Origin of the sequence: Peribacillus sp. NPDC097224 (genome assembly GCF_044761985.1) — a bacterium.
Classification (GTDB): domain Bacteria; phylum Bacillota; class Bacilli; order Bacillales; family DSM-1321; genus Peribacillus.
On sequence record NZ_JBIWDK010000010.1, the window covers coordinates 100314 to 123522 of the forward strand.

The 23209-nt window shown below is 42.9% G+C and carries 18 protein-coding genes and 1 other annotated feature; of the genes, 12 read left to right on the plus strand and 6 right to left on the minus strand.

Annotation, left to right across the window (positions count from 1 at the left end; all coding sequences use genetic code 11):
• The first annotated feature begins 16 nt into the window (after positions 1-16).
• Entirely contained in the window at positions 17-1735 is a 1719-nt protein-coding gene (acsA, locus tag ACIQXR_RS17650) for an acetate--CoA ligase (RefSeq protein ID WP_402874913.1), read from the plus strand.
• An 88-nt stretch (positions 1736-1823) separates the two neighbouring features.
• Here acsA and ACIQXR_RS17655 read toward each other — a convergent pair whose 3' ends face one another.
• On the minus strand, positions 1824-4712 hold the full coding sequence (locus ACIQXR_RS17655; RefSeq protein WP_402874916.1) for a transglycosylase domain-containing protein: 2889 nt from the start codon (positions 4710-4712) through the stop codon (positions 1824-1826).
• A 140-nt stretch (positions 4713-4852) separates the two neighbouring features.
• Positions 4853-5071, plus strand: a binding site (T-box leader).
• A 72-nt stretch (positions 5072-5143) separates the two neighbouring features.
• On the opposite strand from ACIQXR_RS17655, the gene tyrS reads away from it, so the two are divergent.
• Complete coding sequence (tyrS, locus tag ACIQXR_RS17660) at positions 5144-6400, plus strand: tyrosine--tRNA ligase (RefSeq protein WP_402874919.1); 1257 nt, start codon at positions 5144-5146, stop codon at positions 6398-6400.
• Between the two features lie 93 nt (positions 6401-6493).
• On the opposite strand, the gene rpsD is transcribed toward tyrS, so the two are convergent.
• Entirely contained in the window at positions 6494-7096 is a 603-nt protein-coding gene (gene rpsD, locus ACIQXR_RS17665) for a 30S ribosomal protein S4 (RefSeq protein ID WP_402874922.1), read from the minus strand.
• 481 nt (positions 7097-7577) lie between these two features.
• On the opposite strand from rpsD, the gene ACIQXR_RS17670 reads away from it, so the two are divergent.
• Positions 7578-9452: a sensor domain-containing diguanylate cyclase gene (locus ACIQXR_RS17670; RefSeq protein ID WP_402874925.1), complete on the plus strand. Its 1875-nt coding sequence runs from the start codon at positions 7578-7580 to the stop codon at positions 9450-9452.
• A gap of 43 nt (positions 9453-9495) precedes the next feature.
• On the opposite strand, the gene ACIQXR_RS17675 is transcribed toward ACIQXR_RS17670, so the two are convergent.
• Positions 9496-9975 carry a GAF domain-containing protein gene (locus ACIQXR_RS17675; protein ID WP_402874928.1) on the minus strand — a complete coding sequence of 160 codons (480 nt, stop codon included), beginning with the start codon at positions 9973-9975 and terminating at the stop codon, positions 9496-9498.
• Between the two features lie 151 nt (positions 9976-10126).
• Here ACIQXR_RS17675 and refZ point away from each other — a divergent pair, with 151 nt between their 5' ends.
• Positions 10127-10783, plus strand: coding sequence for a forespore capture DNA-binding protein RefZ (refZ, locus tag ACIQXR_RS17680; protein WP_402874931.1), 657 nt, complete (start codon positions 10127-10129; stop codon positions 10781-10783).
• Here the strand turns inward: refZ and hisJ are convergent.
• Positions 10776-11588, minus strand: a complete 813-nt coding sequence (gene hisJ / locus ACIQXR_RS17685; protein ID WP_402874934.1) for a histidinol-phosphatase HisJ — start codon at positions 11586-11588, stop codon at positions 10776-10778. The two genes, refZ and hisJ, sit on opposite strands and share 8 nt — an antisense overlap.
• 168 nt (positions 11589-11756) lie before the next feature.
• On the opposite strand from hisJ, the gene ezrA reads away from it, so the two are divergent.
• From ezrA to rarD, 6 genes are all read left to right on the plus strand, one after another.
• Positions 11757-13460, plus strand: a complete 1704-nt coding sequence (gene ezrA / locus ACIQXR_RS17690) for a septation ring formation regulator EzrA (RefSeq protein WP_402874937.1) — start codon at positions 11757-11759, stop codon at positions 13458-13460.
• Positions 13461-13780: 320 nt separating this feature from the next.
• Entirely contained in the window at positions 13781-14929 is a 1149-nt protein-coding gene (locus tag ACIQXR_RS17695; protein WP_402874940.1) for a cysteine desulfurase family protein, read from the plus strand.
• Positions 14926-16137: a tRNA uracil 4-sulfurtransferase ThiI gene (gene thiI, locus ACIQXR_RS17700; RefSeq protein WP_402874942.1), complete on the plus strand. Its 1212-nt coding sequence runs from the start codon at positions 14926-14928 to the stop codon at positions 16135-16137. Before ACIQXR_RS17695 ends, thiI begins: the two co-directional genes overlap by 4 nt.
• A gap of 82 nt (positions 16138-16219) precedes the next feature.
• On the plus strand, positions 16220-16426 hold the full coding sequence (locus ACIQXR_RS17705; protein ID WP_402874945.1) for an alpha/beta-type small acid-soluble spore protein: 207 nt from the start codon (positions 16220-16222) through the stop codon (positions 16424-16426).
• Between the two features lie 148 nt (positions 16427-16574).
• Positions 16575-18158, plus strand: coding sequence for an acyl-CoA synthetase MbcS (mbcS, locus tag ACIQXR_RS17710; RefSeq protein WP_402874948.1), 1584 nt, complete (start codon positions 16575-16577; stop codon positions 18156-18158).
• 373 nt (positions 18159-18531) lie between these two features.
• Complete coding sequence (rarD, locus tag ACIQXR_RS17715; RefSeq protein WP_402874951.1) at positions 18532-19461, plus strand: EamA family transporter RarD; 930 nt, start codon at positions 18532-18534, stop codon at positions 19459-19461.
• A gap of 37 nt (positions 19462-19498) precedes the next feature.
• On the opposite strand, the gene ACIQXR_RS17720 is transcribed toward rarD, so the two are convergent.
• A complete protein-coding gene (locus ACIQXR_RS17720; protein WP_402874954.1) occupies positions 19499-20314 on the minus strand; it encodes a protein-glutamine gamma-glutamyltransferase in 816 nt (271 codons plus the stop codon).
• A 182-nt stretch (positions 20315-20496) separates the two neighbouring features.
• Complete coding sequence (locus tag ACIQXR_RS17725; RefSeq protein WP_402874957.1) at positions 20497-21300, minus strand: NAD kinase; 804 nt, start codon at positions 21298-21300, stop codon at positions 20497-20499.
• A 203-nt stretch (positions 21301-21503) separates the two neighbouring features.
• On the opposite strand from ACIQXR_RS17725, the gene sppA reads away from it, so the two are divergent.
• A complete protein-coding gene (gene sppA / locus ACIQXR_RS17730; protein WP_402874960.1) occupies positions 21504-22505 on the plus strand; it encodes a signal peptide peptidase SppA in 1002 nt (333 codons plus the stop codon).
• Between the two features lie 12 nt (positions 22506-22517).
• A complete protein-coding gene (locus tag ACIQXR_RS17735) occupies positions 22518-23048 on the plus strand; it encodes an RDD family protein (RefSeq protein ID WP_402874962.1) in 531 nt (176 codons plus the stop codon).
• Positions 23049-23209 lie beyond the last annotated feature (161 nt).

Sequence of the window (23209 nt, forward strand, 5' to 3'; positions counted from 1 at the left end):
AAGGGGGATTATTTGTATGAATATGAAAGCGCTACCAGCAGTGCAGGGCAATTATAATTTAGTGAATTACGATGAGAAGTACAAGCATTTTGACTGGTCTGAAACGGAGAAGGAATTCTCCTGGTCCGAAACCGGAAAAGTGAACCTTGCTTATGAAGCCATTGACCGACATGCTGAGACATACAGAAAGAATAAAATCGCCCTTTATTTTAAAGATGAAAAAAGAAACGAGAAGTATACCTTTAAGGAAATGAAAGAATACACAAACCAAGCGGCCAATGTATTTCAGAACCTTGCTGAAGTGAAGAAGGGAGACCGCGTTTTCATTTTCATGCCACGGTCCCCGGAACTTTATTTTGCGTTGCTCGGTGCAATCAAAACGGGAGCTGTCGTCGGGCCACTATTCGAAGCCTTCATGGAGGGGGCGGTGCGGGATCGCCTTGAAGACAGTGAAGCGAGCGTATTGGTGACGACACCTGAATTGTTGCCTCGTGTACCGGTAGACGACCTGCCCCATTTAAAACATATTTTCTTAGTGGGGGAGAACATCCAGGAGGAAGGGAAATACCATAACTTCAATAAAAAAGTAAAAGAAGCCGACAAGCACTTTGACATTGAATGGGTGGATCGTGAAGATGGATTGATTCTTCACTACACATCCGGGTCAACGGGTAAGCCAAAAGGGGTGCTTCATGTACATAATGCGATGATCCAGCATTATCAAACGGCTAAATGGGTCCTCGATTTACAGGAGGATGACGTATATTGGTGCACAGCGGATCCCGGATGGGTGACAGGGACGTCCTATGGTATTTTCGGACCATGGCTAACCGGTACTTCAAATGTGGTCGTAGGTGGTCGTTTCAAGCCTGAGTCATGGTACAAGACGCTTGAGGAATTCGGGGTTTCGGTCTGGTATAGCGCACCGACTGCCTTCAGGATGTTGATGGGGGCAGGGGATGAGATCGTCAAACGTTTCGATTTGGGTTCACTTCGTCATGTCCTTAGTGTAGGGGAGCCGTTGAATCCTGAAGTGGTGCGTTGGGGAATGAAAGTATTTAATCGACGCATACATGATACGTGGTGGATGACGGAGACTGGCGCCCAGCTTATCTGTAATTACCCCTGCCTGGAAATCAAACCCGGTTCGATGGGTAAACCGATTCCAGGCGTGGAGGCGGCTATCGTGGATGATCAAGGAAACGTACTGCCTCCACATCGAATGGGGAACCTTGCTATTAAAAAAGGGTGGCCATCCATGATGAAGACGGTCTGGAATAATGAGTCGAAGTTTGAATCGTACTTCATGCCAGGTGACTGGTATGTATCAGGGGACTCTGCCTTCATGGATGAAGAGGGATTCTTCTGGTTTCAAGGTCGTGTCGATGACGTCATCATGACAGCTGGTGAAAGGGTCGGTCCGTTTGAGGTGGAAAGTAAGCTGCTTGAGCATCCGGCCGTTGCGGAAGCAGGGGTCATTGGAAAGCCGGATCCAGTCCGTGGCGAGATTATTAAAGCATTCATTGCTCTCCGTGATGGGTATGTTGCGAATGATGGATTAATAGATGAAATCCGGCAATTTGTGAAGCATGGGTTGGCGGCCCATGCAGCACCTCGTGAAATCGAGTTCCGTGATAAGCTTCCTAAGACCAGAAGCGGTAAAATCATGCGTCGTGTCCTGAAAGCTTGGGAACTGGATTTGCCGACTGGTGATTTATCATCCATGGAAGACTAAAAGTGCTACATTATCAATCAATCTACAAAAAAAGAGGCAACCGGAAACTTCCCGGTTGCCTCTTTTTCAGGTGGGAAGCAGGGGTGTTTCATTCCTCTTCTTCCGCTATATCCTTTTCGTCTTTATCAGTAATGTCGTGATCTTTATCTTTTGTATCTTCTTTTTTTTCGTCTTTTTCTTGATCGCTGGAATCAGTTTCCGTATCCTTCTTATTCACGAAGGTGCTCGACTTTTTAGCGACAGTCTGAACGCTTTGTGATGGAGCGGATTCTTTCCCGACAATGTCTACAGCGGTTACGTAATAAGAACCTCCATCAGCACCTGCCGTATAGACCAAATCTGAACCGGCACTGATGCTGGCGACTTTCTGTCCATTACGGTAAACGCGATAGCCAACCACATCTCCTTCAGGATGGAGACCCCAGGTAATGGTCGTATCAGTCACCGTGACGGAAAGGGGATCGGGCACTTTTCCATTATCGTTGAGCGTCGCACTTGTACCCGCGATATCTCCCCATTTCTCGCCACCTGGTATCAAGGCGCCGGGATCATCCACGTATTTTAATCCGATTTCATCAATGGACTTGGGATCCAACATAAACCCTCCACTTGTGAATTCACTTGGTGTTTCTGAAAGGGCAGCATAACGTCTGCTTCCGACTGAAACATATTGACCATCTATCAAACTAGCGTCGTCTTTAGCGGGGACTTGGTTTGAAATGAATAAGTCTGTCTTAACAAGCCCTGCTTTTTGACAGGAGTCTGATGGCAGAAGTCCTGTGGCTGCACAGAAGGAACGACTGACGATTCCCCCAGGCATTTCAAAGCGTTTGTCAGGATCCACCAGCTTCGAATCCACTTCATAGGCAGCATTCATTAAGTCGGCCCAATAATAGATATTACGGTTATTGTACTGGAGGCCATTGTATGTTCCTTGCAAAGATTTAGGTGTATCATAACCAATCCAAGTGCCGAACGTCACATTCGGGTTAGTGGCTACGAACCATGCATCCTTATAATCCTGTCCGGTCCCGGTCTTGCCAGCCCAGTCACTGGAGAAGGCAAGGCGGTTTTTGACGGAAGCGGCCGTACCGCTGTTTACGACATCCCTCATCATATCAAGTGTCAAGTAGGCAGCCTGTGGTGAGAAAACTTCAACTGGCTTCACTTTATGTTGGTAGATGACTTCGCCGTCTTTGGATTCGATTTTATCGATCATGTAGGCATCGATGAATTCACCCGAGTTGGCAAAAGTGGTATAGGCATTGACATTTTCTTCTACGGTTACGCCATTTGTCATTGCGCCCAAAGACAGGGATGGATTGCTGTAATCGGATTTGGATAGGCTTGTGAAGCCCATTTTTTCTAAATAGGAAACAGGATTCTGGTTAAGAATTTTCATATAAAATAGCGCGGTCGGGATATTATACGAGTTCTTTAGAGTCTCCCGGGCTGTCGCTATACCAGTAAGGCTTCCACCGCCGTAGTTCCTAGGCTTCCATAACCTTCCGCTTCCATCCGGTATGGAGACAGGGACATTGGACGTCACGCTTCCTGGTGAGATCTTCCCGAGATCGATGCCTGGGCCAAATACGAGAAGCGGCTTCATCGTCGATCCATTTGGGCGGAGTGCTGCGGTTGCATGGTTGGTCTGTTCCCGTTTAAAGTCCCGTCCGCCGACAAAACTGATGATTTTACCTGTCTTGTTTTCGATGAGGACGGCACCAGTCTCAACCGGTTCCTGAACGATTTTCGATTCTTTCGTATCGGGATCGATGATGGTTTGGTTTTTATCATATCCGAAGTTCGGGTAGTTTTTCGTCACTTTCTGCATTTTATTATAGATTTTCTTATTGATGGTCGAATAGATTTTATAGCCGTTTTGACGCAAGTTTCGATCTGCTAGCGCTAGGTATTGCTCGTGCAAATCATCATTTTTTAAATCTTTTTCTTCATATCCATCTTCTTTTGCAAGGTAGACTGATAGGATATCGATAGATCGTTTTTCAATTTCATAGGTAAGCCATGGATATTTCTCGGTAGGTAATGTTTTCTTGCCAATAAAGTCTTTTGTGATATCGTATGTTTTGGCTTTTTCGTATTGTTTCTTTGTTATGTATCCGTTGCTGTGCATCCTTTTCAATACGGTTTTCATCCGGTTGATGCCTGGTTCGAGATCATCCTTGATCTCTCCCTGTTGCGTATAGGGAGTATAGCCAAAAGGACTTTGTGGCAACCCGGCAATGAAAGCAGATTGTGCGAGATTCAAGTCTTTGGCGTCTTTACCAAAAATCCCTTCCGCTGCTGCTTGGACACCAGCAATGTTTCTGCCTGATGAATTTCTTCCCAAAGTGGAGACATTTAGGTAAGTCTCTAATATCTCTTCTTTTTCAAAGAACTTTTCCACCCGGAGTGCTAGTAAAATTTCTTTTGCTTTTCGTTCGAAGGAGACTTCGTTTGTCAACACTTGGTTCTTGATGAGTTGCTGTGTTAACGTGCTTCCCCCGGATTGGACGGCTGCGTTCGAAAATTCTTGATAAACCGCCCGGAGAATCGCTTTTGGTACAACGCCATCGTGTTCATAAAAGTACTCATCTTCCGTAGCGATGACGGCATTCTTCAGGTGATCGGAAACTTTATCGATGGACACTTCTTCACGCTCAAGATCGCTTGTGAGCTTGCCTAGATATACTTTATCTGCAAAATATATCTCAGAGGTCTCTTCATAATTATAAATATCCTTTTTTAAATCTTCTTTTGAGCGCACTGGCTCATCCTTGACGAGGGCAGCGAAATAGCCGGCTCCAACACCACCGGCGAATGAAAAGCCTAGAATTCCAACAATAATTACGATCAATGTCAAATTCCAAATCACTTGGTAGGAAACTCTGGCATTCCTTATTGTTTTTTCACTTTTGAAAAATCGGTTCACTTGTTTCCATGCCGATTGAATTCTATCTTTTTGATTATTATTCATCGTATCAACCCCCTGAAATCACATATATTATAGCATATAACACCTAGGTAAAAAGGAAACTTCTACATTTTTCTGGCTTCAGCTAGGGTGCTGTTGACAATGTACGGCAGGTATGATAAAAATTTAGTATTATCTTTATTGAATTAGCGATGATAGGACCCAGTAGTTAAGCTATCCCTGTTTTAGAGAGCCGGTGGTTGGTGAAAACCGGTACAAATAGTGAGATGAATTACTTCCTTGAGCATTTGTTGTGAACCTAAATTAGTAGCGACAAACGGGCGACGACCGTTATTCGTCTCGAGCGGAGGGCATATTTTGTCCTCAAGTTGGGTGGTACCGCGAATTTATTCGTCCCTTCATTTATATGAAGGGGCGTTTTTGTATGGTTTTTGCGGAAATTTTCAGGATATATATGAAGGAGGAAAAATGGAATGGAATTACTTAAGGATCTCGAGTGGCGGGGAATCATGTACCAACAAACGGATGAAGAAGGACTCAAGGATATTTTGGATAAAGAGAAGATTTCCCTATATTGCGGGGTGGATCCAACTGCAGATAGCATGCATATTGGGCATTTGCTTCCATTCTTAACATTGCGCCGGTTCCAAAAGCATGGACACCGTCCTGTTGTGCTTGTGGGCGGAGCGACTGGTCTCATCGGAGATCCAAGTGGTAAGAAAGAAGAAAGACAGCTGCAAACGTTGGAAAAGGTTCTTTATAATGCAGACTGCATTAAGGGACAGCTTTCCCAAATCTTCGAATTTGAAGGTGAAAATGGTGCAGTGATGGTTAATAACTATGACTGGATCGGCAAAATTGATATGGTGACGTTCCTGCGTGATTATGGAAAATATATCGGTGTGAATTACATGCTTGCCAAAGATACGGTTGCTTCTCGTTTGGAAACAGGAATTTCCTTTACTGAATTTGCGTACACAATTTTACAAGGCATTGATTTCAACCACTTGTACGACAATCATAACTGTAAGCTGCAAATTGGTGGAAGCGATCAGTGGGGGAATATCACCACAGGACTTGAAATGATCCGCAAGTCGCATGATGAAGAGACAAAAGCATACGGCATGACAATTCCACTTGTAACTAAAGCGGATGGCACGAAGTTTGGGAAAACGGAAGGCGGAGCAATCTGGTTGGATCCAGAAAAAACGACGCCTTATGAATTTTATCAATTCTGGATTAACACAGCGGATGCTGATGTCGTGAAATACTTGAAGTTCTTCACATTCTTGTCACGTGAAGTCATTGAGGACTTAGAGAAATCCATGGAAACCGAACCGCACTTACGTAAAGCACAAAAAGCTTTAGGAGAAGAAATGACACGGATGATCCATGGTCAAGAAGCTCTAGATCAAGCAATCAAAATCTCTGCTGCTTTATTCAGTGGTGACGTGAAGAATCTAAGTGCGGCCGAAATTAAAGTCGGGTTTAAAGATTTTCCAAGTTTTGAACGTGAAAGTGACGAAGATATTTCGTTAGTGGACTTAATTGTAGAAGCGAAGATTTCTCCATCTAAACGTCAAGCACGTGAAGATATCCAGAATGGAGCCATCTCCATCAACGGAGAAAAAGTCACTGATTTACAATATATAGTAAACGAAGAGGCTAAGATTGAAGGGGAATTCATCCTAATACGTCGTGGGAAAAAGAAATACACATTAGTGAAATAAGATAGAGAAAGCCGGCTGAATCCCAGCCGGCTTTTATTTGTATTGAATTCCAAGCATAAAAAAACCCCATCCAAGGATGAGGTTCCGAAGGTATTAACGAGAGTAGAACTCAACGATAAGAGCTTCGTTAATTTCAGCTGGCAATTCAGAACGTTCTGGTAAACGAGTGAATGTACCTTCTAATTTCTCAGCATCGAAAGTAAGGAAGTCAGGAACGAAGTTAGTCGCTTCAACTGATTCTTTGATGATTGAGAAGTTACGTGATTTTTCACGAACGCTGATTACTTGTCCAAGAGACACTTTGTAAGAAGGAATGTCTACGCGTTTTCCATCTACAGTGATGTGACCGTGGTTAACAAGTTGACGTGCTTGACGACGTGTACGAGCTAAACCAAGACGGTAGACAAGGTTATCAAGACGTGATTCAAGAAGAACCATGAAGTTTTCACCATGAACACCTTTGATTTTGCCAGCGCGGTCGAACATTGAACGGAATTGACGTTCAGTGATTCCGTACATGTGACGAAGTTTTTGTTTCTCTTGTAGTTGCATTCCGTATTCAGAAATTTTTCTACGTTGGTTAGGACCGTGTTGTCCTGGTGCGTAAGGACGTTTTTCTAATTCTTTACCAGTACCTGTTAGGGAAATCCCTAAACGACGGGATAGTTTCCAGCTTGGGCCAGTATAACGAGCCATAGGATGACTCCTCCTTCGAATGTTTTTATTTTGGTAAAATAAAAACCGTGTGTGAATGAACAATCATGACCATTTTGTTTTCATGTACCTTCGCCCTAGCAGCAGAGAGTTACGAGATACACCTCTGTATGGAGGAACAAAATGAGAACATAAAGGCTGTCACATAGGCTGCAATATTTTACACAAGGAATATTGTATAATACTCTGCCAAGTGAGTCAAGCGGAATCGGATGATAATTATGATTTAGGTAGAGAATGAAATTCAAAATCTTATAAAAAATACTAGAATAAGGGAGAAATTTCAGGGTAGAAGCGTTATAATAAAGTAATAACCTAAAATGAATATTGTCAATCGTTTCCATTATTTCAGGGAGATATGGTATAATCTTGATTACATGTAGTTCTTTTGGACTAATAATTTTTAAATATTTCGTATTTATAAGTTTGCTTAAAAATAGGCTGTGATATAGGGATGATGGAGATGAAGATTAAAACAGTGCAGTTATTGAATGAATTAAGGATACTTTTCTTTCAGCATATGAAAAGTTCGGAAGGGGACCTCCATTTCCAGAAGTTTTTAGAAGGTTTTTTAATAGAGACAAAAGAGCAACTTTATATGGAAGAGGTATCTTTCTTTAAATTTGATGAGTGGAAGCTACAATATTATAAAGAGGCTTCGACAGGCAGTGTTGAGGACTATATTATGAAGGCGCCCGCACAGGAACATATTGAGAAGGCAATGAACGAAAACAAGATTGACGAAGCATCGTTTGTATTTATGCCGAAGGATTTCCGAGATTTCCAAACGATCATTCCTCTTTGGGATCAGGGGAAGGTCAACGGATTGATAGCCCTGAAAGAACAGGGGATTTCTTTCAGGAGTCTGACAGAGGAGCAAGGGACTGATTTTGCAGGAGAATTCGCAACCATCTTGAAATCGGCTTTATCAATTTCCAAGATGTCAGTCGAGGAGAAACGGAATAAACGGTTGTTCAAGGTCACGGAAAAGTTCCATTCTTCGATGAATATGGATGCGGTCCTGGGAGAAATCATTTCGACCTTGCATACCGTGTATCCAACCTTTGATTATTTCCTGCTTCTCTCCCATGATAATGATAGTCATGAAAATCTACCGATTAAGGATCTAGAATATGATAGCGAGAATGTGGCGGCCCTGCAAGCTTATGTAACAGGCACCATACAATTCGATGATCACCCCTCTGACGATCATTCTATCTTATATGCACCTCTAAAAGGTAAACAGGGGGTATATGGGGTTTTGCAAGTCATTGCGCCTAACACGCTCATGTTTCCTGAAAGCGAAATCGAGTTCATTGCGTTATTGGCGAATACTGCCGGAAGTGCCCTGGAAAATGCCCAATTGTATCAGCAATCGAAACGTCTCGTATCGGATTTGCAGTTGATTAACGAAACATCTCACCATTTGAATTCCAATCTACGCTTAAGTGAGACGATGGAGTATATGAAACAGCAAATCATGAAGTCCTTTGACGCAGACCAGACAGGTTTTATCTTGCTTCTGCCAGGGGAAAACGTGAATTTATTGACAGGAAGCTCTGATTTTTTTGATTCAGAGGAATCGGAACTGTATGTATCATTCATGAAAGACAAGATTGATAAAGACAAGGAATCATTATTTATAGGGGACTTAAGCGTGAAATGCCCGGGTGTTGATGTGAGGTATCACTCCCTGATGGCTGTTCCGATGATGGAAAGCAACGATGTTAAGGGGTTTGCCTTAGTATTACACGAAGAACCCTATTTCTTTTCCTTTGAAATGTTCAAACTTTTGCAATCACTCATACATCATTCAAGTTTGGCCATGGCGAATTCCATGCTCCGTGAAGAATTGGAAAAGATGGTCATAACAGATCATCTGACTCGGCTATATTCAAGGAGTTATCTCGATGATAAGATGTCCCAGTCGATGGAAGTGGATGAAGAAGGGACATTCATCCTTATTGACATTGATAACTTTAAGAAAGTGAATGACACGTATGGGCACCAAGTTGGGGATGATATCCTCATCCAGGTTGCCAATCTCATTCAGCATAACATCCGTGATACAGATATAGGGGCTAGGTGGGGTGGCGAAGAAATGGCCATTTACCTCCCACGCATACCCTTGGAAACTGGCGTCAAGATTGCGGAACGTTTAAAAGATAAGGTTGGGGAGGAATCCAGTCCGAAAGTGACCATTTCCTGTGGCGTCTCTTACTGGGCAAAAGAGCAGTTCGATAACGTTAAGGAAGTATTCAAACGGGCGGATGAAGCGTTGTATATGGCGAAGAACTCCGGGAAAAATAGGGTGAATGTAAAGGAATGGCGACTTTAAAAGACGAAGGGGAGTGACATTGTCACTCCCCTTCGTCTTGTTTCTATAAATAGTTGCAAAGGATGTCCGTTATTTTCTCCAACCCTTGTTGATCGCTTTCATCAAATCGGTTTGTGATCGGGCTGTCGATATCAAGCACGCCAATTAGCTTGCCATCCTTCATGAGCGGGACGACTATTTCCGATCTCGTGGCAGCATCGCAGGCAATATGTCCCGGGAATTGATGGACGTCCTCAACCCTCATGGTTTTCCGCTCAGCTGCTGAGGTCCCACATACACCTTTGCCGATTGGAATGCGGACGCACGCTGGAAGGCCTTGGAAAGGACCTAAGACCAATTCGTCTTTTTCGAGTAAATAAAATCCAACCCAATTGATTTCGCCCAAGAATTGGTTGAGCAAGGCGGATGCATTACTTAAGTTGGCAATCATGTTCGGTTCATCTTCGATAAGGGCTATGAGCTGTTTTTGTACGAGCGCATAGTTTTCTTCTTTATTTCCTTGATACATTTCGACATTAAACAAAAGGATTCACCTGTCTTCCGCATTATATTACAGGACTTTCTTGACAAGCCACTGGATGTAGAGAAATTGTCGAGAACTTACTAAAGGAGTTGGCCGGTTTCATACAGAATTAATCCACAAGACTTGTCTCAAAGAAAGCGAGGGATTGCCGATGAATCGCCAGACGCCAACGAAACAAGCTATTGTGGAAGCTGCCCTGCATTTATTTCATTTAAAGGGCTACCATGCAACATCCATACGGGATATCGCCAATAAAGCAAAAGTGAATGCTGCCAATATTGCCTACTATTTCAAGAATAAGCAGGGACTGTTGGAGTTCTGCTTCATTTCCTATTTAGAAGAATACCTTCTAGTCCTTGAAAGGAATATGGAACAACTGGAGATTAAAGGTCCACAAGAGTGCCTAATGAATCTAGTGAAGGATATCCTCACGTTTCAGAGAAAGAATTTTTTGGCGGCCCGATTCATCTATGGGGAATCGTCACTTGATTCCAACTTGAACCGTGAAATTCATTCGACCTATTTTACAAAAGAAAAATCTTACTTTCAATATATTCTGGAACAAGGGATTAAAAGCAGGAACTTCCATTCGGTTTCCATCCCCATGTTCATGTTGCAGTTAAAAGGCCTATTAACAGCGCCGGTCCTTCATACCCATTATGCGATGGAAGTCCTGCATGTGTTCCCTCAGGAAGCCTATTATACGAATCTATATGCAGAGGAAGTCGGTCGGTTCCTGGAAGATACATTATTCATTTCGGAAGAGCTGCAACCCCTGCTAGCGGGAAGACCCGAAATGTTTACTTGAATGAGCCCTTGAATTCCGGAATGAGCGACTCGAAACCCTGTCCTAAATCCTTGGCTTGATGAGCATCGGAACCATAAACGAGCGGGATGCCGAGATCCATGGCCCGTCTGGCAAAGCGCTCCGGAGGATAAGGCTCACCACAAAGTGGTTTTACGAAACCAGCTCCGTTATAATCAAGTGAATACCCCTGTTCCTTGATCAAACCCAAAACTCGGTATACGCGGTCGTCAAAATTGTTTTCAGGCGGATATCGATGCTGGAATTTATGAACAAGGGTAATGTGCCCGATTCGTTTTGGTTTATAGATTCCTAGATCAGCACGAATTGATTTTTCTAAGGTATCGTAATATTTGGCATATACAGCATCGATGGATCCTAATTCGGTCGCAATCGAACGGAATGTAGCATCACTGAAATCGATGCAGTGCCAGTTCTGTTCCTGCTTGATGAAATGGACGGAAAGAATGCTGTCATCTAGGAATTCGCCGACTTCATTGAGGAATTCTTTTGTTTCCTTTTCGAATCCCTCTATAAAGTCAACCTCCAGGCCTCTTTTAATGAGGATTTTGTCTTTGTAATGCTCTTTTAATACATGAAGCTCTTGAAAGTAATCAAGAAGCAGGGTGGGATCCATTCCACTGTCTTTTTCAGGGGTCGGATCTTGAAAACCCGGTGGTAAAGGTGCATGTTCCGTGAACGTAATTTCCTTTAATCCGAGTTCAATTCCCCTTGTAATATAATCATCAAATGTATCCGCTGAACCGTGTGGGCAAAACGAAGTATGCACATGTCTATCAGATTTCATGTTCTTTCCCTCCCATATAAACGGTATTTGTAGCAATTTTCTACAAAAATTATATTTTTCTCGTCAAAAATTATTGCTAACATGGTATCATAAAAGCATTAAATTGAACATTTTTTACATTTATATATAAAAGAGCGTGGCTGTAAGGATTAGAACAGGGGGCTTACCATGGTATTCATATACATACTTGGAATAATAATCGTGTTATTTTTAATTTTCATAGTTTGGGGCTATTTTTACAAAAAGAAATACTTCAAGGAAATCGATCGTCTTGAATCCTGGAAGATCAGTATCTTGCATCGCCCCGTTTTAGAAGAACTATCCAAAGTCAAACAATTGAACATGACAGGTGAAACAGAAGAAATGTTCGAAAACTGGCGCGTGGAATGGGATGCCATCATTACGGATCATATGCCGAAAGTTGAAGAGCTCTTGTTCGATGCGGAGGAATTTGTCGATAAATTCCGTTTCAGCCGTTCGAAAGAGACACAGCGACAAATTACGTTAAAACTCGATGAAATTGAAGAAATGATCAAAAAAATCTTGTACGAATTGAATGAACTTGTTGGCAGTGAAGAAAAGAACCGAGTGGAAATTGAGGACATAAAAGAAACGTATCGCCAATTGAAAAAGACATTGCTTGCCCATCGTCATAATTATGGGAAAGCGGCGGATAAGCTTGAATCCTCCCTTGATGAGGTATTGCAGATCCTCCAGCAGTATGAGGAAGAAACGGTCAATGGGAACTATTTAAATGCGAGGGAACTTGTCCTTTCCATAAAGGAAAAGCTCACTGTCCTGGGTACGAAAATGGAAATGCTCCCTAAGTTATTGGTTGATAGCCAATCCGATTTACATTCGCATCTTAGTGAATTGAAAGACGGATATCAGGAGATGGCCGGTCAGGGTTATCTATTGAGCCATATCCAATTCGAACAGGAAATCTCCCGTTTGGAGAATGAACTGGACCTATATAAGACACAATTGGAAAATGCAGAAACGGAAGCGGTTGAAACGGGAATCAAGGATGTCAGGGAAAGCATTGAGGTGCTATACGACCTACTGGAGAAAGAAGTGCTTTCCAAACAGTACATCCTGAAGAATGATGAAGTGCTCCGGAATATGATAAATGACCTTGGAGAAGAAATCGATGAGCAAAAAACAGAAACCGTGCATGTTCAAGAAACGTATCATCTCACTGAAAATGAATTGGAAGCACAACGGAAGATGGAAAAGCAAATTGCCCAGATTTCCAAACGCTATCAATTGCTTGTCTTGAAAATTGAAGATAATGTAATGGCGAGCTCGCTGATCAGTGAAGAAATGCAAAGCCTTGCCAAACAGCTGAACGAATTGCAAGAAAGCCAAAAGGACTTCAGTATTAAATTACAGGATTTAAGAAAAGATGAAATGGATGCAAGGGACTCACTGGCCGATTTGAAACGGAAAATGATCGAAACCAGCCGATTGATTACCAAGAGCAACATTCCCGGTCTGCCTGAAGAGTATAAATTGGTGCTTCAGGATGCTAAGGAAAGCGTGAGTGACGTTCAAAGCAAACTGGAGGAAAAACCTCTTGATATGTCCGCTGTCTATATCTACCTAGAAAAAGCCGTTGAACAGGTCAACAAGGTTTATGATAAGGCACATGAACTCATTGAACATATGTATCTCGCAGAAAAAGTGATTCAATTCGGTAATCGGTACCGTAGCAGTCATGAGACGGTTGCTGAAAGCTTGAGACAAGCTGAAGCCAAATTCAGGAGCTATGAGTATCAAGCTGCATTGGAAACGGCTGCCACCGCGATTGAAAAGGTCGACCCAGGCAGCTTACGAAAAATCGGAGCGAATCTAGAAGAAGTTCTTTCCTGAAAACCCGCTATTGCGGGTTTTTTCGTGTGATCACAAAGTAGATGATAGCGAGGCTTGGTTGAAGGCCCTTCAGAACGTTTTTAAATCCCGAGAGGCTTATTTAATCCAGGATGTAATGTCATGCTCCATATAAGCCTCAGGATGGCTAAAAAGCGGAGGGAAAGGATGAAGCAAAGAAAAGATGGGGGTAACTTGTTTACCTAGGTGTTTCCATTCTCTTTCAATTTCAATTATGTTAAAATTAGAAGTTGCAAGTGCAACATATGAAACGGACTAAAGACGATTTACATCATAGATACAAGAACATGGAAGGTGAAACCATGATTTATTTTGATAATAGTGCAACAACAAAACCATATCCAGAAGTGATTGAGTCATTCATAAAGGTGTCTACTGATTATTTCGGTAACCCATCTTCCCTTCATGGGCTTGGAGTGCAGGCGGAAAAATTATTGTCTGCAGCTAGAAAGCAGATGGCTGAATTGCTAAAGGTGAAAAGCTCGGAAATTTATTTCACGTCCGGTGGGACGGAATCGAATAACCTGGCGATCAAAGGGGTGGCACAGGCGTACGCTAACCGGGGGAAACATATCATCACGACGGCCATTGAACATCCATCCGTCGGTGATGCATGCCACTCTTTGGAGGAACAGGGATTTGAATTGACCTACTTGCCTGTCGATGAGCAAGGTCGAATTTCACTCTCCGACCTTGAACTCGCATTACGGGAAGATACGATTTTAGTATCGATCATGCATGTGAATAACGAAGTGGGTTCCATTCAGCCCATTGCGGAGATCGGTAGCTTGCTGAAACGTTACCCAAAAGCGCTTTTCCATGTTGACCATGTACAGGGAGCCGGTAAGGTTGATTTGCCAATAAGGGAAAGTAATATAGACCTCTGTTCCATTTCTGGCCATAAAGTTCATGGGTTGAAGGGAACGGGCATCCTTTATATCCGCGATGGTGTCCGTATTCAATCCTTGTTCCATGGAGGCAATCAAGAGACGAAAATAAGAAGTGGCACAGAAAATGTGGCCGGCATTGTCGCTCTTTCCAAAGCTTTTCGCATTAGTATGAACAATCAACAGCTGTATCATGATAAGATGCAACAAATCCGGGATTATTTATACGAGGGCCTTATGAAAATGGATGGAGTCTTGGTAAACAGCCCATTAAATGGGGCTCTTCATATCCTGAATTTTTCCGTGCCCGGTCTTAAGTCGGAAGTATTGCTTCATGCTCTTGAAGCTGAGGGAATAGTTGTCTCGACTACAAGTGCCTGTTCTTCTAAAAAAAGGACGTCAAGCAAAACGGTGGAAGCGATGTTTCATGACTCCGTCCGTTCCGAGAGTGTGATTCGGATCAGCACCACTTATAGTAATCAATTGGAAGAAGCAGAGAAAGTCCTGGCAGCGATCCAGAAAATAGTCGCTAATTTAGAAAAAATAATGAGGGTTGCGAAATGAAATTTGATCATATAATTATCCGCTACGGCGAAATCTCCACGAAGAAAAGAAATCGCAAAGGCTTCGTGGACAAGATGAAGGCACATGTCCGCTGGAGTTTAAAGGATATCGAGGGCGTGCAGTTGACTTCGAATCGGGAACGGATGTATGTCCTGTTAAATGGGGTTGATCACAAGCCGGTCATAGAACGATTGAAAGGGATTTTTGGCATTCAGTCCTTGAGCCCCGCGGTTAAAATCGAACGGGACCTGGAAGTGATGAAAAATGCGGCTTTGTATTATTTGAACAACACACTTGGGGAAGTCGCTACATTTAAAATTACGACAAAACGGTCCGATAAGGATTTTCCATACAATACGGATGAAATAAATCGGGCGCTAGGCGGTCATTTGCTTCGTAATACCGAAGATTTAAAAGTGGATGTAAAAAACCCAGATCTGAATTTACTTGTGGAAGTGCGACGGGAAGCAGTGTATTTAACAGGTGAAATCATTCCAGGAGCCGGCGGTCTGCCATTTGGTTCAAGTGGTAAAGCAATGTTGATGCTCTCAGGTGGAATCGACAGTCCTGTTGCCGGATTCCTATCAATGAAACGTGGATTGGATGTGGAAGCGATCCACTTTTACAGTCCTCCTTTCACAAGTGAACGTTCCCGCCAAAAGGTGATAGACCTCGCAGGGAAGCTTGCTGAAATTAGTGGCAGCATGAAGGTCCATATCGTACCATTCACGGAAATCCAGTTACTGATCCAGAAACAGATCCCGGAGAACTACTCCATGACGACAACACGCCGCTTAATGATGCGTGTTGCGGACAAAATTCGTGAGAAAGAAGATGCAATGGCACTGATCACGGGTGAAAGCCTTGGACAGGTAGCAAGTCAGACGATGAGCAGTATGTATGCCATCAATGAAGTGACGAATACGCCCATTCTTCGTCCGTTAATCACAATGGATAAAACGGAAATCATCAAAATGGCTAGAGAGCTGGATACATTTGAAATTTCGAACCTTCCATTCGAGGATTGCTGTACGGTCTTCACACCGGCAAGTCCGAAGACAAAGCCGAAACGCGAAAAAGTCAATTATTATGAAAGCTTCGTGGACTTCGAAACATTGATTGAAAAAGCGGTGTCCGACACAGAGATTGTGACGGTCCAACCTGGACAGGTTTTCGACGATAATGAAGCGCTGGAAGACCTCTTTTAAAACCCTACAATTACCAATAAATAAGTAGGAATGAAGCCATGTGTTTTAACACACTCTATAATCACAAGGAGGTGAAAAACACATGGCAAACAACAACAGCTCAAACGACTTATTGGTACCTGGAGTAGAACAAGCTCTAGAACAAATGAAATACGAAATCGCTTCAGAATTCGGTGTGCAACTTGGTGCAGATACAACTTCTCGCGCTAACGGATCAGTGGGTGGAGAAATTACAAAGCGTCTAGTTCAAATGGCTGAACAACAATTAGGCGGCGGATTCAGACGATAAGATAATTGAATAAATATGGCTGCAGAGAGCGGGGGTTCCCCCGCTCTCTTTATTTTATTTCAGAAAAAAACATCGTTAAGATATTAAAATGGGGAAGTATCTTGTATAATGAGTAGGTACTAAGAGTTCATGAATGGAGGAGAAGAGAATGAAGCGTGAAGAATTATTGGCTCCGGAACATTACAACTTAGTGAGTGAAATGGAACGTTTTGCATCAAATCCGGAAAAAGTGGCAGTACTTTGGGAAAACGAAACCGGGCACAGAAAACAACTTACATATGAGAACTTATTAAAAAGCGCAAATAAATTCGGTAATGTCTTTATAAAAATGGGACTGGAAAAAGGGGATACGGTTCTGATCATCATCCCTCGTTTAGTTGAAGCGTATCAAGTATATTTAGCCGCCCTTAAAATCGGGGTGGTTGTCATTCCTTGCTCCGAGATGCTCCGTGCAAAAGATTTAAAATATCGGATCAATCACGGTGATGTAAAAGGGATTGTCAGCTATCATGAATACACCCATGAATTCAATGAAATTAAAGAAACAGAAAATCTCTTGAAATTCTCGATAGGACAACAAGTGGACGGTTGGCATGATTTGAATGGATTAGCTGAAGATGAGTCCGAACAGCTTGCTTTGGCTGATACGAAAAGTGAGGATATGGCCTTCTTATCCTATACTTCAGGTACGACAGGAAATCCTAAGGGAGTTGTACATACACATGGTTGGGCTTATGCCCATTTAAAGACATCGGCGGCAAACTGGTTGGGAATTAGCGAGGGAGATGTCGTCTGGGCAACCGCTGGACCCGGGTGGCAGAAGTGGATTTGGAGTCCGTTCCTGGCAGTCCTGGGGACCGGTGCAACTGGGCTTGCATATCATGGGAGATTTGAACCGAAGAAGTATTTGCAGTTGCTGCAGGATTACAAAGTGAATGCCCTTTGTTGTACGCCTACAGAATACCGTCTGATGGCGAAAGTGGATAATCTCGATGATTATGACTTATCTGCTCTCCATAGCGCCGTATCGGCCGGGGAACCGTTAAATCAAAAGGTGTTTGAAGTGTTTAAGAATCATTTTAACATCGAAGTGCGTGACGGATATGGCCAAACGGAAAATACGCTTTTGGTCGGTGTGATAAAAGGCATGGAAATTAAAATGGGCTCAATGGGCAAACCGACTCCAGGAAATCATGTGGAGATCATCGATGATGCCGGAAAGCCATGTCTTCCTGGCGTGGTAGGGGATATCGCGGTGCATGTGGATACGCCTGCCCTCTTCAAAGAGTATTTTAAGGATCCTGAACGCACGGCGAGACAATTTCGCGGTGACTATTATGTAACAGGGGATCAGGCTAAGAAAGATGAAGAAGGTTATTTCTGGTTTGAAGGCCGTTCCGATGATATCATCATCAGTTCGGGGTATACAATCGGGCCCTTTGAAGTCGAAGATGCGCTCATTAAGCATCCCTTCGTGAAAGAATGTGCAGTCGTAGCAAGTCCGGATGAAGTGCGGGGGAGTGTTGTTAAAGCATACATTGTCTTGATTGATAGTGTAGACCCTCATCGTCCAGATTTAATAAAGACGCTTCAGCAACATGTGAAAGACATGACGGCTCCTTATAAATACCCTAGAAAAATAGAATTTTTAAAGGAACTTCCTAAAACGACGTCCGGTAAGATCAAGCGGGTCGACTTACGTAAAATGGAAGAAAGACTCCTGGAAAAGTAGGAGGAAACTCGAACGTCAGCCATTGTGCTGGCGTTTTTTTAGTGAAGCAAAAATGTGGGATTAAATCAAATGAGGTGATACACTTACTGCATATTATGGGAAACTTACGTGCTAAAGAAGATCGGCAAGTTAGGGAGAGGCAGGCTTCTTATGGAAAAATGATGTCTGCAATATTTCCGGGGAAATCGACCTGAAAGGACAATGTTTGCTTTCTAAGTAGGTGGTCCTTGTCGTTTAAGGAAGACAATCGAATCGGAAGGGGAAAAGGGTAAGGGGTAAGTCATCAAAGAAATGAAGGTACAGAAAAAATCGTTCCATTAGAGCAAATTTGAGCGTGACTATGGAATGATGCAAAGGGAAAGAAGGAAAGGTTATGAAAGTAAGCGAACAAAAAGAAGGGGCGATTTATGCAGCCGTTTCTTATATGATGTGGGGCATTGTCCCGATATATTGGAAATTTCTTCAGGGCGTTGGGGCAGCGGAAATTTTAGCTCAGCGGGTATTATGGTCCTTCGTCTTCATGGTGGTTTTATTGGCATTCATGAAAAAATGGCGGGCTTTTGTCGATTATGTTAAAGAAATCCTAGGCAACCCCAAATTATTTGCCGCATTATTGACGGCCTCGCTATTGGTCTCAGCTAACTGGGGAGTGTTCATATGGGCTGTTAACTCAGAACGAATCCTCGACACGAGCCTTGGTTATTATATCAATCCGCTTGTCAGCGTTTTGTTGGGAGTCATCGTCTTGAAAGAAAAACTAAGCCGATCGCAGGTCGTTTCATTCATCCTCGCTGGAATTGGTGTCTTGATCCTTGGTATCCACTTTGGAACGATTCCATGGGTATCGCTCATCCTGGCCATCACGTTTGGACTCTATGGCTTGGCGAAAAAGATGATCAAGGCCGAATCAGCCGTGGGACTGACGCTTGAAACGATGATGGTGACGCCACTTGCGTTGGGTTACTGGATATATTTGATGCTCCATTCGGATTCGCAATTTTTCGCATCCAGCGGAACGAGCCTGATGTTGATGGGTGGGGGAATCGTAACGGCACTACCCTTACTGTACTTTGCGAAAGGTGCAGAGAAGGTGCCTTTGTCCATGCTTGGCATCCTGCAGTACATTGCCCCAACCTTGACTTTGCTCCTAGGGGTGTTCGTATATCATGAAAGCTTTACAAAAGCACACTTCTTGGCCTTTATCTTCATCTGGTCCGCATTGGTCGTTTATACACTTTCCATTACTAAATGGGGAAAAATGGGTGCTGGTAGATTTAAAGGAAAAAGAAATATAGGTGCCTAAAAAAGCGCTTGGAGGGATGATTCCCTCCAGGCGCTTTTTAGGTTAAATAGGTGTTGGAACCTATCTCGCCAACGATCATATTATCGAGTGAATCCGTATCGTCACGTTCACTTTTTATGGAGTAGGGCCGATAAGCGGAACTGTCGATTTGGATAATATGTGTTGTCAGGTAGGCGGAGATCATGGATCCCCAAATTCTGTTACTATTCAATTCGGTAATGATTTCTTGTTGATCGGTGACTCCGATACCATGCGCAAAGAAGAGGTTCTGGCCTAACATGATTGCATTTTCCCCTTGCCATTCCGGGGTGTTCGGAGCAAAGTCCGGATTTTTGAAGTATAAGCAGTCACCAGGTAAATAATCCATCCCCTCATGGACAAGGATGGAAAGATGTTGATGATAGTGCCAGTTGTAAAGAAACAGATCAGGAAAAATACGATCGAAATTCTTAGGTCCGATTGAATCCAGTATCGCTTTATAAAATACGACCAATATGGCTGTTCCGCATTCGAAAGAGTATAGTCGGCCGTTTATGAATATGTCATTCAATGCCATGTGTGGAGGGATATTCGGCCAGAGTTCAAAAGCCCGGTCTCTCGTGAGTTGCCAAACTTGTGGATTGCATAGGGAATCTTCGAGGATCGTAAATTCGGCCCCACTTTCCTCTAACAATACGGAAGCCTGAATGGCCTTCAGACGTATTTTTAAGTCGAAACGAAAATCTTCCAATGTGTCAAACTCAAAAACGGTAGGATATATGGCCATCAGCTGAATAATGGTTGATAGGTTCTTGTTTGTTATACCGGCTAGCAGCTGGCTAGCGTCGATCGGTTTGTGATTGATTTTTATCATGATGATATCCGCCTTTTGGTGAAGTTAATGTAAGGGGTGTTTGCATATACATGATAATTATATGAGTACTTGCATGAAAGTGTTAGACGACTAGAGTCTTTTTCGGACTTTATCCTTAACAGGAGCGCAATCATAAAAAAGGCTTGGAAGAAACATCCTCCAAACCTGCAAATCTAGGCGTTTTATAAAAAGGTGCGTTTTACTTTTTCCCAATAGGAATTATCCTTTAATTTGACCGTTTTCATGACTTTCTTGCTTAAGCGGATCTTGATTTTCTCTATATTGCGAATACTCAGGGCCTCGTTGTCCAAGCCAATGATCGGGTAGCTTGGCCCGTTTTGCCCAAGGTGGACGGTCAGCGTTCGGTCGCCGCTCAGGATGAAGGACGAGCCTAAGGTCCGGTAGGTATTATTGTTGATCGAAGCGAGTTCACTGACCTGGAAGCATGGTAGAAGCGGATCGACTACTGCTCCATTCACGGACTTATTATAGGCGGTGCTGCCCGTCGGGGTCGCGATGATGATTCCATCTCCGCGCAGTGTTTCAAAATGGATGTGATCAATGAAAATGTCCATGATAAAGGTTTTGATGACGGATGTGCGGATGCTGAGCTCGTTCAAGGCATAGAAAAAGGGTTGGTCATCGAGCTGGATATCGATAACAGGATATTTACGGACCTCGATTTGTTCGTTCGTCATGGCAACGATCATTCTGTTTACGTCTTCCATGTAAAAATCACAATACATGTTCAAGTTGCCTGTGGTAGAAACGCCTGCATATAAACAGTCATCCCGAAACCCGGTTTTCCGGACGGCTTGTAGAAAGGTGCCGTCATCACCGATGCTAACGATGATGTTGGCCTTTCTATAATCCTTGACGACTTCAAATGAATATTGTTGCGCCAACTCCGTCAATCTCTTGACGTTCTTTATCATCTGCTCGTTCTGTACATGAAAAAAATAAATATTCCGGCGATTGGTCATCATGATTCCCCCATTAAATATGTATAGTCTTGTTAGGGCCTACTCAATAAAATCAAGGAAAAAGTTGATAGAACAAGATGCCTTGCCATTTCCAATTTGAGGATTATTTGCTACAATTTTAAGATGGTCTCATTTTATCATGGATTGAAACTTTTTTGTTTACAGTTCGTAAGATAAGAGTGATAGAAATTTAAGGGGGAACACATATGAATGGGAAGCGTTGGGCTGCTCTGGGTATCGCAGCCGTTTTATTTTTTGTTTCTATTGGCGTAGGTCTAGCCACCACTTTATTTGCAACCGATACAGAAAGTGTTTTCGAAGATTTTTTTGCGTCCGATAGCGGATTTTACGAAGAAGTCATAGAAGGCGAAGATCCAACCAATGTCATCGCGGTATTGGATGTAGAAGGAACGATTCAGGATACAGGGGAAGCTTCCCTGTTAAGTTCGGAAACCTACAATCACCGGGATTTCATGGACAAGCTGCAAATGGCGGAAGAGAATGACAATATCAAAGGAATTATCCTTCGAGTGAATTCACCAGGCGGCGGGGTTGTGGAAAGCGCTGAAATCTACGACAAAATCCTTGATATTAAAAAGGTGAAAAAGCCCGTATATGTGTCCATGGGTTCCATGGCGGCATCCGGTGGGTATTATATTTCTGCACCAGCCGATAAAATCTTTGCCAGCCCCGAAACCATGACAGGTTCACTTGGTGTCATCATGCAGGGGTACAATTACGAGAAATTAGCCGAGAAATATGGTGTCGAATTTGAAACGATCAAAAGCGGTACATACAAAGACATTATGAGTCCGACGAGGGAAATGACCAATGATGAACGGAAAATCCTCCAAAATATGATCGATAATTCTTATGATCAATTCGTCAAGATCATTGCCAATGGACGTGGCATGTCCGAAAAAGAAGTAAGGAAGATTGCGGATGGGCGGATCTATGATGGACGTCAGGCGAAAGAAGTTCATTTAATTGATGACTTCGGCCATTTGGATGATGTGATTGCTGCCATGAAAAACGATATCGGTCAAAAAAATGCGCAAGTCATTCGTTATACAGGTGAAGCCGGATTCGGTTCATTGTTCAGTATGGGAGCGCAAAAAATATTGGGAAATGATGTGGAAACGGCCGTGTTGACAAAAATCCTTTCCTCTTCAAATTCCCCACGCTTGATGTATTTGTATGCGGAATAGGGGGGCTGAAGAATGACGGAACAAAATGATAGCAATGAAAGAATCGTACCATCCAATCTAGCATCGGAGCAGGGACCCATACAGCCAGAGCTTTTGCCAGTCCAACCTCTAGAGGATGATGGCGATGTGAAAGTCGTGTGTTTTGCCGGTTTTTGGATGAGATTTTGGGCCTATTTAGCGGACTTGTTTGTGATTGGCAGTTTGAATCGCATCTTGATTCACCCCATCTTTAAGTTTTATAATGAGTCAGATAACCTTTGGTTTTCTGCTGAGGCCTTATTGACGGCCATTGTCTTTTTCCTTTATTTCATCCTGATGACCAAATTCTTCAATCAGACATTAGGCAAGATGATTTTTGGTTTGAAGGTAGTGGCCTTGAAGGAAGAGACGATTACCTGGGGTACGGTATTATTCAGGGAATTGTTTGGACGTTATATTTCCAAAGTTACCTGGGTCGGCTACCTTTTGGCAGGCCTATTACCCAAGAAACAGGCTTTGCATGATATCTTTGCGGACACGAGCGTCGTTTTAATTAGAAGATGATGCCCTTTTTAATAAATAAACCTGTCGGACTGCCATTTAAAATGTACCCTATAGAGTAGACACTTTAAAAAGTCTCTCTATAGGGTACTTTTATTTGTATAAAGAAAAGATAGGATTGGAGATACATCACAATGAGCATAAAGACTTTTACAGAAAAAGAA

Excerpts from the sequence above, each read along its gene's own strand:
- acsA (WP_402874913.1), top strand. The coding sequence starts at position 17 with ATGAATATGAAAGCGCTACCAGCAGTGCAGGGCAATTATAATTTAGTG.
- ACIQXR_RS17655 (WP_402874916.1), bottom strand. The coding sequence starts at position 4,712 with ATGAATAATAATCAAAAAGATAGAATTCAATCGGCATGGAAACAAGTG.
- tyrS (WP_402874919.1), top strand. The coding sequence starts at position 5,144 with ATGGAATTACTTAAGGATCTCGAGTGGCGGGGAATCATGTACCAACAA.
- rpsD (WP_402874922.1), bottom strand. The coding sequence starts at position 7,096 with ATGGCTCGTTATACTGGCCCAAGCTGGAAACTATCCCGTCGTTTAGGG.
- ACIQXR_RS17670 (WP_402874925.1), top strand. The coding sequence starts at position 7,578 with ATGAAGATTAAAACAGTGCAGTTATTGAATGAATTAAGGATACTTTTC.
- refZ (WP_402874931.1), top strand. The coding sequence starts at position 10,127 with ATGAATCGCCAGACGCCAACGAAACAAGCTATTGTGGAAGCTGCCCTG.
- hisJ (WP_402874934.1), bottom strand. The coding sequence starts at position 11,588 with ATGAAATCTGATAGACATGTGCATACTTCGTTTTGCCCACACGGTTCA.
- ezrA (WP_402874937.1), top strand. The coding sequence starts at position 11,757 with ATGGTATTCATATACATACTTGGAATAATAATCGTGTTATTTTTAATT.
- ACIQXR_RS17695 (WP_402874940.1), top strand. The coding sequence starts at position 13,781 with ATGATTTATTTTGATAATAGTGCAACAACAAAACCATATCCAGAAGTG.
- thiI (WP_402874942.1), top strand. The coding sequence starts at position 14,926 with ATGAAATTTGATCATATAATTATCCGCTACGGCGAAATCTCCACGAAG.
- ACIQXR_RS17705 (WP_402874945.1), top strand. The coding sequence starts at position 16,220 with ATGGCAAACAACAACAGCTCAAACGACTTATTGGTACCTGGAGTAGAA.
- mbcS (WP_402874948.1), top strand. The coding sequence starts at position 16,575 with ATGAAGCGTGAAGAATTATTGGCTCCGGAACATTACAACTTAGTGAGT.
- rarD (WP_402874951.1), top strand. The coding sequence starts at position 18,532 with ATGAAAGTAAGCGAACAAAAAGAAGGGGCGATTTATGCAGCCGTTTCT.
- ACIQXR_RS17720 (WP_402874954.1), bottom strand. The coding sequence starts at position 20,314 with ATGATAAAAATCAATCACAAACCGATCGACGCTAGCCAGCTGCTAGCC.
- ACIQXR_RS17725 (WP_402874957.1), bottom strand. The coding sequence starts at position 21,300 with ATGATGACCAATCGCCGGAATATTTATTTTTTTCATGTACAGAACGAG.
- sppA (WP_402874960.1), top strand. The coding sequence starts at position 21,504 with ATGAATGGGAAGCGTTGGGCTGCTCTGGGTATCGCAGCCGTTTTATTT.
- ACIQXR_RS17735 (WP_402874962.1), top strand. The coding sequence starts at position 22,518 with ATGACGGAACAAAATGATAGCAATGAAAGAATCGTACCATCCAATCTA.